The 15,532-nt window shown below is 45.9% G+C and carries 14 protein-coding genes; 10 read left to right on the forward strand and 4 right to left on the reverse strand.

Annotated elements, in window-relative coordinates:
- Positions 1-1,454 (reverse strand): MutS-related protein (locus tag QUA97_RS22595; protein ID WP_442922570.1); only part of this gene is annotated, 1,454 nt, incomplete at its 3' end.
- A 54-nt stretch (positions 1,455-1,508) separates the two neighbouring features.
- Here QUA97_RS22595 and QUA97_RS22600 point away from each other — a divergent pair.
- The 3 genes from QUA97_RS22600 (at position 1,509) to QUA97_RS22610 (ending at position 3,259) form a co-directional block, all read left to right on the forward strand.
- Positions 1,509-1,694, forward strand: coding sequence for a hypothetical protein (locus QUA97_RS22600; RefSeq protein WP_194070932.1), 186 nt, complete (start codon positions 1,509-1,511; stop codon positions 1,692-1,694).
- 34 nt (positions 1,695-1,728) lie between these two features.
- Complete coding sequence (locus QUA97_RS22605) at positions 1,729-1,887, forward strand: hypothetical protein (protein ID WP_194070931.1); 159 nt, start codon at positions 1,729-1,731, stop codon at positions 1,885-1,887.
- Positions 1,888-2,197: 310 nt separating this feature from the next.
- Positions 2,198-3,259, forward strand: a complete 1,062-nt coding sequence (locus QUA97_RS22610; RefSeq protein ID WP_194070930.1) for a mannose-1-phosphate guanylyltransferase — start codon at positions 2,198-2,200, stop codon at positions 3,257-3,259.
- Positions 3,260-3,393: 134 nt separating this feature from the next.
- Here QUA97_RS22610 and QUA97_RS22615 read toward each other — a convergent pair whose 3' ends face one another.
- Positions 3,394-3,978, reverse strand: coding sequence for a Uma2 family endonuclease (locus QUA97_RS22615; RefSeq protein WP_194070929.1), 585 nt, complete (start codon positions 3,976-3,978; stop codon positions 3,394-3,396).
- A 333-nt stretch (positions 3,979-4,311) separates the two neighbouring features.
- Between QUA97_RS22615 and QUA97_RS22620 the strand changes: the two genes are divergently transcribed.
- From QUA97_RS22620 to QUA97_RS22635, 4 genes are all read left to right on the forward strand, one after another.
- Positions 4,312-5,964, forward strand: coding sequence for an ABC1 kinase family protein (locus tag QUA97_RS22620; RefSeq protein ID WP_228050363.1), 1,653 nt, complete (start codon positions 4,312-4,314; stop codon positions 5,962-5,964).
- 144 nt (positions 5,965-6,108) lie between these two features.
- Complete coding sequence (gene uvsE / locus QUA97_RS22625; RefSeq protein ID WP_333196211.1) at positions 6,109-7,053, forward strand: UV DNA damage repair endonuclease UvsE; 945 nt, start codon at positions 6,109-6,111, stop codon at positions 7,051-7,053.
- A gap of 81 nt (positions 7,054-7,134) precedes the next feature.
- Entirely contained in the window at positions 7,135-7,803 is a 669-nt protein-coding gene (locus tag QUA97_RS22630; RefSeq protein ID WP_333196214.1) for an SOS response-associated peptidase, read from the forward strand.
- A 149-nt stretch (positions 7,804-7,952) separates the two neighbouring features.
- Positions 7,953-8,339, forward strand: a complete 387-nt coding sequence (locus tag QUA97_RS22635; RefSeq protein WP_333196216.1) for a VOC family protein — start codon at positions 7,953-7,955, stop codon at positions 8,337-8,339.
- Between the two features lie 120 nt (positions 8,340-8,459).
- Here QUA97_RS22635 and QUA97_RS22640 read toward each other — a convergent pair whose 3' ends face one another.
- Together QUA97_RS22640 and QUA97_RS22645 are read right to left on the reverse strand one after the other, a co-directional pair.
- Positions 8,460-9,077: a CP12 domain-containing protein gene (locus QUA97_RS22640; protein WP_194070926.1), complete on the reverse strand. Its 618-nt coding sequence runs from the start codon at positions 9,075-9,077 to the stop codon at positions 8,460-8,462.
- A gap of 81 nt (positions 9,078-9,158) precedes the next feature.
- Positions 9,159-9,500, reverse strand: coding sequence for a hypothetical protein (locus QUA97_RS22645; RefSeq protein ID WP_333196219.1), 342 nt, complete (start codon positions 9,498-9,500; stop codon positions 9,159-9,161).
- A gap of 155 nt (positions 9,501-9,655) precedes the next feature.
- Here QUA97_RS22645 and glpX point away from each other — a divergent pair, with 155 nt between their 5' ends.
- The 3 genes from glpX to QUA97_RS22660 all read left to right on the forward strand — a co-directional run bounded on the left by glpX (position 9,656) and on the right by QUA97_RS22660 (position 15,436).
- Complete coding sequence (glpX, locus tag QUA97_RS22650; RefSeq protein ID WP_194067500.1) at positions 9,656-10,693, forward strand: class II fructose-bisphosphatase; 1,038 nt, start codon at positions 9,656-9,658, stop codon at positions 10,691-10,693.
- Positions 10,694-10,873: 180 nt separating this feature from the next.
- The gene (locus tag QUA97_RS22655) at positions 10,874-12,166 is read left to right on the forward strand and encodes a glutamyl-tRNA reductase (RefSeq protein WP_194067501.1); all 1,293 of its coding nucleotides are present in this window, start codon (positions 10,874-10,876) and stop codon (positions 12,164-12,166) included.
- A gap of 258 nt (positions 12,167-12,424) precedes the next feature.
- A complete protein-coding gene (locus QUA97_RS22660) occupies positions 12,425-15,436 on the forward strand; it encodes a UPF0182 family protein (protein ID WP_333196222.1) in 3,012 nt (1,003 codons plus the stop codon).
- Positions 15,437-15,532: the final 96 nt, after the last annotated feature.

The raw sequence follows: 15,532 nt of genomic DNA on the forward strand, positions 1-15,532 counted from the left end.
GGGAATTGGGAATTGGGAATTGGGAATTGGGAATTGGGAATTGGGAATTGGGAATTGGGAATTGGGAATTGGGAATTTTCTTCTCCTTCTCCTTCTCCTGCACTTTCCCCTTCCGATTTATTAGTCAAAACTTCTAAAATGCGGCTGATGCGGCGGATGTGGCCGGAGAAAGTAGACAAACTTTGCTGCAAGGATTGTTCGTCACCTATATCGGCAAGAATGTTGTCGAACCAAGGCAATTCTACGGGTTCGCGGGCGGCGACAAACATTCCGGCTTTTGCCATTAAAGCTGCTAATCCCAAGGTTTTGAGGGTGACTGTTTTGCCGCCGGTGTTGGGGCCGGTGATGGCGACGACGCGGATTTGGGGCCCGATGGTTAAATCGACTGGGACGACTGGAAAGCCTTGTTCGTATTGTTGCTGCCAAACTAATAAAGGATGGCGCAATTGGCGCAGGGTAATTTGCGATCGCAAATTGGGAATTAACGATCGACTATTTTCTGCTGTTTCTTCCTCTGAATTTTCCTCATCTAATTGGTCGGGATTTTTTGGTGCTAATTCTGGTTCTTGGAATTCGATAAATTTAGGAGGATTTGCTTGCAGCCAAAAACTGTAACGGGCTTTGGTGGCAGCTAAATCTAAAGTTGTCACTACCACCAACAATCTATCTAAATCTGGTTTTACTGCTGCGACTTGCTCGGTGAGGGCGCGGAGAACTGCTTCTTCTTCGGCTTGTTCTTGCCGGAGCAACTGCCGCATTTGGTTGTTGAGATTGACTGTGTTGTGGGGTTCTACATACAGTGTTGCGCCACTGGCGGAGGAGTCGTGAACGATGCCTGGTATGGCATCTTTTTGGGGAGCTTTGACGGGAATGACAAAGCGCGAGCTTCTTTGGGTAATTACTTGTTCTTGGACGGCGTTGGATTGTCGCTGCAAAATGCCTTGGAGTATTTGATAAATGCGATCGCGCAACTGTCGCATTTGAACTCGAATTCCTGCTAATTTAGGAGTGGCTCGATCGGCTACTCTAGCGCGATCGTCTATACACCGATGAATTTCTTGCTCGATTTCGGGATAAGTCCGCAATTGGGAAGCCAATTCTTTGAGTATCGGCACATCCGTTGCAGAGTCAACGATCCGGCGCAATTGCCTCGCCCCCGCGAGGGTGGTAGCAATTGCCAGCAATTCTTCGCCGCCGAGCAAACCTTGCAGTTCGGCTCGCTGCAGGGCACTGCCGATGTCTTGGATTCCTTCAAAACTCAAAGCACCGCCAGGACGGCTTTCTAACTGATAAGCTTCTTCAGTTTGCGCCTTGAGTTCGGCTGTCTGAGCTGGAGTTTCGGGGATTTGGAGGTCGAGGGCGGCGGCGACACCGAGTTTGGTAGCCGCGAAGGTAGCCAAGTGCTGACACAGGCGCGGCCATTCTAATAGTTCTAGTGTTTCGGCTTGAATCAAAGTTGAGATGGTGTTGGTAATTGGCATTCCCAGGCGCTGACCGAGAAGGTGAATTTGACGGCAGTATTTTTTTATTTTAAAGTTTTTTATGGTTTCCGCGTGCAACTTAAGAAAGTATCTGCGATCGCCCTCGGTCGATTTTCCGTTTTCGATTTACTCCACAGAGGAAGAGAGCGCAAACTAGGCTTTAAAATTTTGATCTTTCCACGGGCGGTGGTCGCGATCGGCATCCGTTTTTAGTCTCGGCGCTCAATTATACCATTTTTCAAATTTTATGCTACGTTATCTGGGAAATATTTATGTACGCTCCGCATCTTACTATCCTCTTTTAAATCCCGAACAGCTTAAAGCAAAACTCGTATTTGTAGTGGCACTTTATCAAGTTGGTATAACATCGCGCAGCTATCGGGGTGAATTGCCACACACAATCTAGATGCAGGACAGCTTAGGGTGTTAGGGAGAAAAGAAACTCTCGAATTCAATTGATTGTGCGCTCTGGATAGGGCTTTTTTGAGTGTAACAATTTTTGAGAGCGCTGATTTGCTTGGTTTTTAGAGTGGCAAAATCGATCGCGCGGTTAAGCACAAGAGAGGCAATGCGGGTTGAAAAATGTGGGCAATCACAAGGTTGATAGCGAAAGAGTCAACACTCAACACTCAACAGTCAATCTTTCTCAGTAATTCTTTACAAACAGCCTTTGGATATCGAGGCAAAATAGATGTGAACTGTTTAAACTTTCAATAATGAGTAGAACCTTAATTCCTGTGATTCTAGCCGGCGGTAAAGGCGAACGTTTTTGGCCGCTGAGTCGCAAGCAGCGGCCCAAGCAGTTTTTGAGTCTCGACGGTAGCGGTAAGAGTTTGCTGCAGACTACTGCAGAAAGACTTTTGGAATTAGGTAACGGTTGGGAGGATTTGTGGGTGGTAACGTCGGAAATGTTGGCCGACGGGGTGCGGGAACAGTTGCCGCTTTTACCTCAAGAGAATTTGCTGGCGGAACCCCAGGGCCGGGATACTGCGCCGGCGGTGGCTTGGACTGCTATAGAAACTGCGAAGCGTTACGGTGAGGATGCGGTTGTTGGTTTTTTCCCGGCGGATCACTGGATTGGGGAACCGGAGGAGTTTGTCAAGACTTTGGAGGCGGCGGCGGATTTGGCGAGAAATCAGGATGCGATCGCCACTTTGGGTGTCAAACCGAGTTATGCTTCTACTGGTTACGGCTACATCGAACAAGGCGAGGAAATTGGCAGTTTTGGCGGTTTTCCGGCGTACCGGGTGGCGAGATTTACGGAAAAGCCCGATCGCACAACTGCTGAAGAATTTGTCGCCAGCGGCAAGTTTAGTTGGAACGGCGGAATCTTTGTATTTCGAGTCGGCACAGTCTTGACAGAATTGCGAAATCATGTACCGGAAATGATGGCAGCTTTGGAAGCAAAAGGTGCTGCTGCTTACTCGGAATTGCCAAAAATTAGCATTGATTACGCGCTGATGGAGAAGACGCAAAAAGCCTGTGTTTTGCCTGTGAGCTTTAGCTGGGACGATTTGGGTGATTGGAATGCGATCGGGCGTTTGCTGCAAGGAGACAAGCCAAATGTCGAGTTAGCAAAACACGTCGGAATTGATACCAAGGAAAGCATTTTCTATGCAGCGGATGACAATGAAGTGATTGTCACCATTGGTTTAGAAGATGTGGTAGTTGTCAGAGATGGCAACGTAACTTTAATTGTGAAAAAAGATAGGACGCAGGAGATTAAACAGGTAATCAAAGTGTTGGGAGAAGATGACAAATTGAAAGATTTGCTGTAAGCATGGCATCGCAATAAAAAAATAGGTTCGTAGTCAGGACTTCAGTTTTTTCTTACTCAATAAAGCCAGAAAGACTAAAGTCTTTACTACGAACCTAGGAAATTTTAGTGACGCAACTCGCATCTGTCAACTATTTACATAATTTCTGCTAAATCCAACACAAAACCAGGCAGTACATCTTCCCCCGACACAGTGGCAGGATTTTGGAGAATTTCCACACTTTGACCGGGGCGATATATTTCAACCCGCCGATTTTGCCTGTCAATTAACCAACCCAATCTCGCACCGTTATCTATATATTCTTGCATTTTCTCTTGCAGCTTTTTCAACGAATCAGTCTTCGAGCGCAACTCGACCACAAAATCGGGACACAAAGGAGCAAAACTGTCTTTTTGTTCCGGTGTTAAAGCATCCCAGCGTTCTTTTTTGACCCAAGAGGCATCAGGAGAGCGATCGGCACCATTGGGAAGTTTAAAGCCTCCAGAAGAGTCGAAGGCAACTCCTAGATTATTTTGCCTGCTCCAGGCTTGAAGTTGATATGATAAATCGATATTGCGCTTGCTAGTTTCACTGCCTGTCGGTGGCATAATAATTAATTCCCCTGATGCTGTACGTTCAAATTGATAATCGCGGTTGTTCTGACAAAGCTGAAAAAATTGCTCGTCAGTTAAGTTGATGGATAATTCGATCGAGGTTGCAGGAGATTGGATGGCAATCATGTTTTTTATAGATGTGAAACACATTGACAATTTGGCTGGTAATAACTTACTTATTCAAGTTTTTGACTCAACTTTTCAACTCAATAAATTTAATCATAAAAAGATCGTGTCTGGTTTAACTGTAATATTAGCATGAGGATTAATGCCACAGCAAAAAACCGATCGCCCTCCCCCACACCCAAAAGTAGGCGCAGCGCAGCTATCCCTCTTCAGAAATTGCACCCTTCGCCCCCTCTCGCCCCCAAAGTTATTCCTCAAGACAATGGTCAGCTTGGTTAACAGCGCTATCCTAGTAGTTATATTGCTACCAAAGTCGATCGACCAGGAGGCCCCTTGTTCAGCCTAGTTCAAAACACTTCTCGCAAAGGAGAAATCCTAGAGGTCGTCTTCCGCAACGGTTGGGACTACATGAAAAGCCTCCTAACCGGCCGCAAAACCGACGCACCCAGTCTCCCAACTCCCGCAGTTCTCCGCAACATCCTGGTAGAATTAGGCCCAGTTTTTGTGAAATTGGGACAATTGCTGAGTACCCGTCCCGACCTTTTACCCGCCGCCTACATCGAAACCCTCTCGACGCTACAAGCGGAAGTTCCGCCCGTACCTTGGTCGGAAGTAGAATTTATTGTCCGCAAGGAACTCACACAATCTCTCGAAGATACCTTCGCTAAATTTAACACTCAGGCGATCGCCGCAGGCTCGATCGCCCAAACCCACAAAGCTACCTTAAAAGACGGCCGCGAAGTCGCCCTGAAAGTTCAGCGCCCCGGTATCGATATTGTCATCGAACAAGACATCGCCGTACTCCGAGGTTTGGCCGAACTTGTCATGCTCACAGAATTCGGTCAACAATACGATATTGTCGCCCTAGCCGAAGAATTTGCGATCGCCCTGCGTGCAGAACTAGACTTCATTCAAGAAGCCAGCTACACCGACGAACTGCGCCGCAATTTATCTAAAAGTAAATGGTTCGACCCAAAACAAGTTGTTCTACCAGAAATCAACTGGGAGTTGACCACCAAAAAACTCTTAGTAATGGAATGGCTGAACGGAGTACCGATTTTGTTAGGCGATTTGCAAGGAATTGGCCACAAAGGAGATATAAATGCCGAACGCGAAGAAATTACAACGCTACTTTGCCGCGTTTTCTTCCAGCAGTTATACATCGACGGATTCTTTCACGCAGACCCGCATCCCGGCAATTTATTTTATCTCAAAGACGGTCGGATTGCCCTGCTAGACTGCGGCATGGTCGGCAGATTAGATCCGCGCACCCAGCAGAATTTGACAGAAATGTTGCTGGCAATTGTCGATTTAGACGCTCAGCGATGCGCTCAATTAACATTAGAAATGGCAGAATTTGCTCAGCCTAAAAGTTTAGCTATTCTCGAAAACGATTTGGCTCGAATGCTGCGAAAGTATTATAATGTTAGCTTGTCGCAAATGAACTTATCGGAAATATTTTATGAAGTGCTGGAAATTACCAGAAAAAATAAAATTAGGCTTCCCAGCAATCTCGGTTTGTACGCAAAAACTCTAGCTAATTTGGAAGGGTTGGCACGTTCTTTCAATCCAAGATTCAATATTGTAGAGCAGGTAAAACCGCTGATGACCGATATGTTTCGGCGTCAGTTATTAGGAGATGACCCGGTGCAAGCTCTGCTGAGAACTGCCCTGGATCTGAAAAGCTTGTCTTTGCAATCTCCGCGACAGGTGGAAGTGCTTTTAGAGCGGGTGACTTCGGAAACTTTGAAGTGGAACTTGACAATAAAAGAACTCGATCCGCTACGCCGAACTTTGGGTGATTCTGCGAACCGACTTTCTTTTAGTATTGTCGTGGGTTCGCTGATTGTGGGGGCGGCAATTATTTCTTCTAACGCGCAAACTGCTCAATTATCTTTTCTGAGCAATGGTTTGTTTGGGGCGGCGAGTTTTTTGGGCTTTTGGTTAATTATTAGCATTTTGCGTTCTGGTCGTTTGCGGAGTTGATTGTTAAGGGGAGATGGGGGGAATCAGGAGATATAGCAATTTTTTCGGGAGACGCGAGTAGTCCCTCCCAACTTCCGAACTAAGGACTAAAATCCTTAATACAAACCTATTTAGTATAAAAGTCAAGTCAGGGATTATGGAGAAATGAGCGAGATTAACCAAGTATTGGGAAAGGACAAATTACCGGAATTGGGGTTAGTCTGCATTACAACATCCGATGCTGTTCGCTTTCGCACTGTCACGCGGAAGCGACTTTTACAGCTTGCCGAAAGTGAACAAGAAAAAGTGTTGCGCGAGCTTTATGCAGACAACTTAAAACGGCTTGACAAAGCGATTGATTTCTGCTGTGCAAATAACATTAAATTGTATCGCATGACTTCTGCGCTGTTCCCTTTTGCAGATACAGATTTGGGGGAAACAGTGCTGCACTCAATGGCTGAGGAATTGCGGAATACGGGCGATCGCGCAATTTCCCTCAATATCCGTTTGGTACTCCACCCCGATCAATTTGTTGTCCTCAGTTCCGACAAGCCTGATGTCGTTGCAAACAGCATTAAAATTCTGGCAACTCATGCTTTAATCTTAGATATGTTGCAACAACCCCGATCGCCCTACGCACTGATGAACATTCACGGCGGTAAGGGATCTCGCGCTTCGCAACTCACATCAGTCATCCGCGACTTACCCGAATCTATTCGATCGCGCTTAACCTTTGAAAATGACGAATACGCCTACAGTTCCTCAGAACTTTTAGAAGTTTGTCTCGATACCGCAGTCCCGATGGTTTTTGACGCGCACCACCACGTCATTCACGAACATTTAGAAAGTTACGACGATCCCAGCGTTGCCGAAATGCTCGCAGCAGCCCGCACCACTTGGTCAGTTCCTGAATTGCAATTAGTCCACATATCCAACGGAAAAGAATTTTTTGCCGACCCGCGCCACAGCGATTTAATTACAGAAATGCCAGAGTGCTATTATCAAGCTCCTTGGATTGAAGTAGAAGCTAAATTCAAAGAATTAGCTATTGAAAAGTTGCGCGCCGAATGGCTGACCCGGAATATTCCAGAATGCAGCAAAATCGCGTAGCGACTCCGATAAACTGACAGTTCTATCGGGGTTTAAACCCAGCAAAAATCGAAAAAACCGCGTTAATACCAACTATAAATTATGTGCGGACGATTCACTTTAAATACTTCCGGTCAAATCATCGCCGAATTCTTCCAACTGTCGGAAGTTCCCGACATCCAACCGCGATACAATATCGCCCCAACTCAATCAGTGGCTACAGTAACAGTTGAGCCAGAAAAAATGCAGCGACAGTTTCAATTTATGCGCTGGGGCTTGATTCCAAGTTGGGCAAAAGACATGAAAATCGGCAGTAAAATGATTAACGCGCGATCGGAAACTGTAGCCGAAAAACCTGCTTTTCGCAGCGCCATCAAGCACAGGCGATGTTTGATAGTTGCTGATGGTTTCTACGAATGGCTGCCACTCTTAAAACACAAACAGCCTTACTATTTTCAAATGGCCCAGGGCGAACCTTTTGCTTTTGCCGGTTTGTGGGAAAATTGGGAATCTCCAGAAGGAGAAAAGATTGTATCTTGTACTATAATTACTACCGCTGCTAACGAAACTGTGCAGCCGGTACACGATCGAATGCCGGTGATTTTGCCCGACAGCGCTTGGGAAGAGTGGCTCGATCCTGCTGTTAACAGCGCTCAGGAAGTTTTGCCGCTGTTAAAGCCCTATGCTGCTGCAATGAAAGCAAAGGCGGTAAGTGCGATCGTCAACAGTCCAACTAGAGACACTCCCGAATGTATTAGCGATCGGCAATAAATCATTGCAGCGGACAAAACCGAGATAGTTTGAGTTATTATGTAAAATAATGTTTGAGTTGTAGCTTTTGTTTTCTAAGGATCAGTTTAACTCAGTTGTTATTTGCTCAAACTTTTTTTTATCTTAACATCAGTTAGAGGACAAAAAATATGATTGGATACGTTACAGTCGGCACCAACAATCTTGAACGTGCAGCCAAGTTTTATGATGCTTTGCTTGCTGAAATTGGCGCTCAACGATTCATGGAATTCGACCGATTTATCGCATGGAGCGTTTCTCCAGAGATGCCAGGATTTGCTGTTGCAAAACCCTTTGATGGCAACGAAGCAACTGTTGGTAATGGCGTAATGATCGCACTTCAAGTTGACAGTCCAGAAAAAGTCAACTTAGTTTATAACAAAGCGATCGAACTTGGCGCTAAGGATGAAGGAGCAGTGGGGTCAAGAGGCACGTTACCGGGGTTTTATGTGGGATATTTTCGGGATCTAGATGGGAATAAGCTGAACGTGTTTTATATGATCGCGCCAAACACTTAAGATTTTTATTTTTCGTGAAGATAGCCGAAAACCAGCTATTTCCGATTGTTAGCTATTAGCTATCAATCCCTAAATAAGAGTTGATAACTAATGACTAATAACTAATGACTGAGGACTAAATTAACTGTCGTACATCCGCGCTTCGGCAGCTTCGGGATTTTCCTCGCAATACTCGTCAAAAGCCGTTTTGTCAAGCTTCATCGATCGCTGGTGAGAAGCCTCAGCCTGCATTTCCTCTACAATGTCCCACGCTACCGCGCACTCTCTAGAAGTAGCGCCTTTTTGGGAACAGACTGTTCTAGCCTCCGCGATCGCCCTTTCGATTTCTTCCTCAAATAAAACACTTTTCGGCTTATCAACAAAATCGCTTTTTGTCAAGATATCTGTTACCGAAATAATGCCAAGCAGCTTATCCTTAATCACCGGAGCTCGGCGGATGCGAGTATTGGCGAACAACCTCGCCACGTATTCTACACCCAAGTCTGGATTCACCGTAATGCACGGTTTGGTCATAATCTCGAAAACGCGGACTTTTTGCGGGTCTACTCCGTAGGCTGTTACTTTGTAAACAATATCGGTTTCCGTAACAATACCGTAGGAGTCTTGTTCGTGGCGGCGTTCCACAATTAGCGCGCGCAGGCAAAGTTCGTTCATCGTCGCCACTGCTTCAGCTACCGTGGCCGAACCCCGAATGGTAACAACTTCTGTTGTCATAATATCTTGGGCTTTCATCATCATTTTTAATTGCTCCCCGGTTATAAAGTCTAGTTCGTCCCGATTTTAGGCCGAAAATTTGATTTCCTATCACCATCATAAAACTTATTGACAGACGCAACTGTTACGATAAATCAAGGATGGCGAAGAAAGAAGGAAGTTCGGCAACGGATTGTGTAACGGATGTAACGGATGAATGTTAAAGGAAGAAGGATGATGTTGAGGCTTGAGGGAAGAAGGAATATTTTCCCAACTATCCCAATCTCCCCATCTCCCCATCTCCCACTCTCCCCATCTCCCACTCTCCCACTCTCCCACTCTCCCACTCTCCCCATCTCCCACTCTCCCACTCTCCCACTCTCCCCATCTCCCCATCTCCCCATCTCCCACTCTCCCCATCTCCCCATCTCTCCATCTCCCCATTTCCCCATCTCCCCATGTCCCCATCTCCCCCATCTCCCCTCCGAGTCTGAAAGAAGCAAAAGTTAACACAAACAAAGCAAGTGCTTACGCTCGCAGAGATCCCCGCCTCTGATAAACTTGATGGCTGGGAGTGCAAAAGAGCACAAGGCACGCAGGACTCAGTTGGGAGGATATAGTTCGTGGACAATGTAATCGGTTTAGAGATTATCGAAGTAGTCGAGCAGGCAGCTATCGCCTCCGCTCGCTTGATGGGCAAAGGCGAAAAAGATGAAGCCGACAGAGTGGCTGTAGAAGCCATGCGCGAGCGCATGAACAAAATTCATATGCGCGGCCGCATCGTGATCGGTGAAGGGGAACGCGACGACGCACCCATGCTTTACATTGGCGAACAAGTAGGTATTTGTACTCGCGAAGATGCTAAAGATGTCTGCAACATCGATGAATTGATCGAAATTGACATCGCTGTTGACCCCTGCGAAGGTACTAACCTGGTTGCTTACGGTCAAAACGGTTCGATGGCAGTTTTGGCAATCTCTGAAAAAGGTGGTTTGTTTGCTGCACCGGATTTCTACATGAACAAATTGGCTGCTCCTGCGGCTGCTAAGAATCATGTAGATATTCGCAAAACGCCAACTGAAAACCTCAAAATTATCTCTGATTGCCTCGGCCGCAGTATTGAAGATTTGGTGGTGGTGGTGATGGATCGCCCCCGGCACAAAGATTTAATTAATGAAATTCGGCAAGCGGGTTCAAGAGTTAGACTGATCAGCGACGGCGACGTTTCGGCAGCGATTTCTTGCGCGTTTTCTGGTTCCAACATCCACGCACTGATGGGTATTGGCGCAGCACCCGAAGGTGTGATTTCTGCAGCAGCAATGCGCTGCTTGGGCGGTCACTTCCAAGGGCAGTTAATTTACGATCCGGCTGTTGTCAAAACTGGTTTGATCGGTGAAAGCAAAGAGAGCAATCTCGCCCGCCTTAAAGAAATGGGTATCACAGACCCAGATAAGATTTACAATGCTGAAGAGTTGGCATCTGGAGAAACTGTTCTGTTTGCAGCTTGCGGAATTACTCCCGGAACGCTGATGGATGGAGTTCGCTTCTTTGGCGGCGGCGCTCGTACTGAGAGTTTGGTAATTTCTTCTCAGTCGAAAACTGCTCGGTTTGTGGATACTATCCATATGTTTGACCAGCCGAAATCTCTGCAATTGAATTAGTCATTAGTTAGCGGTTAACTGTTGGCTGTTGACTGTTGACTGTTGACTGTTGACTGTTAGCTGTTGACTGTTGACTGTTAGCTGTTAACAGTCACCCGTGATTGGTAATTAGCGATAAACTAAGAACTAATAACAGGTGACTGTTAACAAGTAAGAAATAAATAGTGACAAATCACAGATATGAATATTGCAGTCGTAGGTCTCAGCCACAAAACAGCCCCGGTTGAAGTTCGTGAAAAACTGAGCATTCCAGAACAGAAGATTGAAGCGGCGATCGCCCAATTGCGCGGCTACCCCCACATTCAAGAAGTTGCCATCCTCAGCACTTGCAACCGCTTAGAAATTTATATTGTTACCAGCGAGTCGGAGCCTGGAGTGCGAGAGGTGATTCAGTTTCTTTCTGAATGCAGCAAAGTTCCCTTGCTGTCTTTGCGCCCTCACCTGTTTATTTTGCTGCACGAAGATGCGGTGATGCACTTGATGCGAGTTGCTTCTGGCCTCGATAGTTTGGTGCTGGGAGAAGGACAAATTTTGGCTCAGGTGAAACAAACTCACAAACTCGCCCAGCAGTACAAAGGTGTGGGCAGAATTTTAGAGCGTTTGTTCAAGCAAGCTCTCACAGCAGGGAAGCGAGTTCGCACCGAAACTAGCATCGGTACGGGTGCGGTGTCGATCAGTTCGGCGGCGGCAGAATTGGCTCAATTGAAAGGTCAGCATTTAGCTAGCAGCCGCATTGCGATTATCGGTGCTGGTAAAATGTCGCGGCTTTTGGTGCAGCATTTGCTCTCGAAAGGAGCGAGCCATATTGCGATCGTCAATCGATCCGTGCGGGGCGGCCAGGAGTTAGCCAATCACTTTAAAGATGCCCAATTGCACTTGTATCTGCTGTCGGAAATGATGCAGGTAATTGCAGATTCTGACTTGGTTTTTACCTGTACGGCTGCTACAGATCCGCTGTTAAATAAAGCTAAATTAGAAGCTGTTTTAATCGTGAACCGCCCTTTGATGTTGGTGGACATTTCAGTGCCGCGCAACGTTGATTCGGACGCGAAGGAAATCGCTCATGTCAAGTCGTTTAATGTGGACGATTTGAAAGCAGTGGTAGCTCAAAATCACGAAAGCCGCCGCAAAATGGCAATGGAAGCTCAGGGCTTGCTGGAACAGGAAGTAGAGGCTTTTGATGTCTGGTGGCGCAGTCTGGAAACTGTTCCTACTATTAGCTGTTTGCGGGATAAGATAGAATTGATTCGGGAACAAGAGTTAGAAAAAGCTTTGTCGCGTCTGGGCTCTGAATTTTCGGAGAAACATCAAGATGTGATTGAATCTTTAACAAGGGGGATTGTAAATAAAATTTTGCACGATCCGATGGTACAGTTGCGCGCTCAGCAGGATATTGAGGCACGCAGACAAGCGATGCAGACTTTGCAAACGCTGTTTAATTTGGATGTGGATGTCAATCAGCAGTACAGCTAGCTGGTCATTAGTCCTTAGTCATTGGTCATTAGTCATTAGTGCTGTCTCCACTCGCGAACGTTATTAGTCATTGGTCGCTTGTTATTGTTGAAAATTATCAATTATTCTCAACTAATGACTATTCCCAACTAATGACTAGCCTGCGACTTCGCTCTTCGGCTAAAATGACTAATGACTAAGGACTAAGGACTAAGGACTAAGGACTAATGACTAATGACTAATGACTACTGACTAATGACTATTTTCAAATAATTATTAATGACTATTAAGCGAATTTATCAATTAATTTTATTGCTTGTAGGGCTGTGGTTAATTTTTGAATTTTCCTCTCGTATTGCGGCAGAAATTTTCTGGTTTCAGGAAGTGGGATATCTTCAGGTTTTGCTGTTGAAGCTGACAACTCAAGGGTTGCTGGGGACGATCGCAATTACGGTTTCTTCTGCCTTTTTGCTGGGAAATTTGGCTTTGGCGCGCCGCCTGCAACATCCGGCTGAGGAAATCAAATCGCCGGGGGCGGCGGGGCTATTCACTTCGCCCTGGGCGAACAAAACGGGGAAGAATTACGACGAATTACCTGTTGCTAAATCTCAAATTACTTTTTATTGGCTGCTGTTGGTGGTATTCGGATTGAGTTCGATCGCCACTTTGACAGTAATTCACTGCGGGCTGTTAGCTGCCAACAGCCTCACCTATCTGGGTATAGGGGGCAATGTGCCTCCACTGCCCATAAAGTTAGGAATTGAGTCAATTCAGCCAGGGCTGGTACAGCTATTTTCTGGGCGGTGGCAGTTGGGCTTGCTGGTGGGGACAATGTTAGCTGTGGCAATTAAGCCGGATTTTTGGCTGCGGGCGATCGCTCTTTTTCTTAGTGTGGCGATCGGGATTGTTGCCGTCAGTCGCTGGACAAATGTTTTGCAATATTTCCACCCTACTAATTTTAATACAACCGACCCTATTTTTAACCAAAATATTAGCTTTTATGTATTTATTTTTCCAATTTTAGAGTTGCTAAGCTTAGGGCTGACAGTTGTATTTTTGTACGGTTTAGTCTCTGGTGCTTTAACATATTTGCTGTCGGGAGATAGCCTGAGTAAAGGTAGATTTTTGGGGTTTTCGCGATCGCAGCAGCGCCATTTGTACGGCTTAGGTGCAGCTTTCATGTTAGCCACCGCACTCCGGTACTGCCTGGGGCGGTACGCATTGATGTACTCGCGCGGAGACGTTACCTACGGAGCGAATTACGCTGATGTGACGGTGCGGCTGCCCGTCTACGGATTGTTGAGCGTGTTGGCTGGGGCGATCGCACTTTTGATGCTGTACCAGGTTTGGCAATTCAAAACTCCCAATAAACTGATTAAAAAGATTATTTTAGTGTGGATAATTTTGAGTGTTTTGGGAGGTTGGCTGCTGCCAAAAATTGTGCAGCAACTGCTAGTCAAGCCCAACGAAATAGTGCGAGAACAGCCGTACATCAAGCGCAGCATTGCCTTTACTCAAGAAGCTTTCGGTCTCAAGCAAATCGAAATCAAAACTTTCGATCCGGCCGGGAAACTTACATACGAAGACTTAGAAAGAAATCAACTAACTGTTAGCAACATCCGGCTGTGGGACAAGCGGCCGCTGCTGGAAACCAACCGACAGTTACAGCAAATCAGACCGTATTATACATTTCCTGATGCGGATATCGATCGCTACACGATCAAAAAGAAAACCGCAAAAAAGGGAGATACTGAAAGCCAACAAGTAATTCTGGCGGCGCGGGAACTAGATTATGCAGCAGTTGCGCCGGAAGCTCAAACTTGGGTGAACGAACATCTGGTGTACACGCACGGTTACGGCTTTACTCTTTCTCCCGTAAACACAGTCGGTGTCGGCGGTTTACCCGATTATTTTGTTAAAGATATTGGAGTTCCAGCCGAGAAAGGAGAGACTGCTTTAGATATAACTAGCGATCGAATTAGGGTGAGTCTCCCGATCGGCTATCCGCGCATTTACTACGGTGCCCTCACAGATACAAACGTGATGACACCGACACAAGTCAAGGAATTCGACTATCCCAGCGGCGAAGAAAATGTTTACAACAATTACAACGGCAGAGGCGGAATTGCGATCGGTTCTCTGTGGCGGCGCTGGCTGTTTGCTAATTATCTCAAAAATTGGCAAATGGCGCTGACTCGCAATTTTACGCCCGAAACTAAATTATTGTACCGCCGAAACATTAACCAAAGAGTTCAGGCGATCGCTCCTTTTTTGCGCTACGATTCCGACCCCTATTTGGTAGTAGCAAACGCCAATCTGAGTAAAGATGATATAGAAAAAAATAACAATAAAAATGGTAATAAAAATCAGCCATCTTCCTCAAATACTAATAGTGACGATCCTCCTAACTATCTTTACTGGATTATCGATGCCTATACAGCGAGCGATCGCTACCCGTATTCAGATCCGGGTCAAAATGAATTTAACTACATCCGCAACTCAGTAAAAGTAGTCATTGACGCTTACCACGGCTCGGTTGACTTCTATGTTGCCAATCCCTCAGACCCAATTATCAACAGTTGGATTCGGATCTTTCCCGGACTCTTCAAACCCCTTGACCAAATGCCTCTGGCTATCCGCAAACATATTAGGTATCCCGTAGATTTGTTAAACGTTCAATCAGAACGCTTGCTAACTTATCACATGGAAGACCCGCAGGTTTTTTACAATCGGGAAGATTTGTGGCGAGTTCCCATGGAAATTTACGGTAACAAACAGCAGCCGGTAGCACCGTACTATTTGATTACGAAACTGCCGACGGAAACTTCCGAAGAGTTTATTTTGCTGCTGCCATTTACACCAGTAGGGCGCAACAATTTAATTGCTTGGATTGCAGGGCGATCGGACGACCAAAATTACGGAAAATTGCTGTTATACCAGTTTCCCAAACAGCGATTAGTTTACGGGCCGGAACAAATAGAAGCATTAATCAATCAAGACCCGGTTATTTCCGAACAAATATCTCTCTGGAACCGCCAGGGTTCAAAAGCAATTCAAGGAAATTTATTAGTCATTCCAATCGAACAATCTTTGCTGTACGTTGAGCCTCTTTATTTAGAAGCGGAGCGCAATAGTTTGCCAACTTTAGTCAGAGTTATTGTTGCCTACGAAAACCGCATCGTCATGGCCGAAAATCTAGACTTAGCACTCAAGGCAGTTTTTCAAGAAAAATCTACTAATAAACCTGCAATTATTCGACCCGTAGAATCCGCAGTTCCGGCGGTGAATTGAGCGGCGATACCGGGAGCATCTGGTGTTTGACAAAAAGCTTTTTTTTATAGTACAATACGCGAGTTTTTAAGCTCGCATTATAATGCAATACGGTTC

Source organism: Microcoleus sp. CZ3-B2 (genome assembly GCF_036705055.1).
Taxonomy (GTDB): Bacteria; Cyanobacteriota; Cyanobacteriia; order Cyanobacteriales; family Microcoleaceae; genus Microcoleus.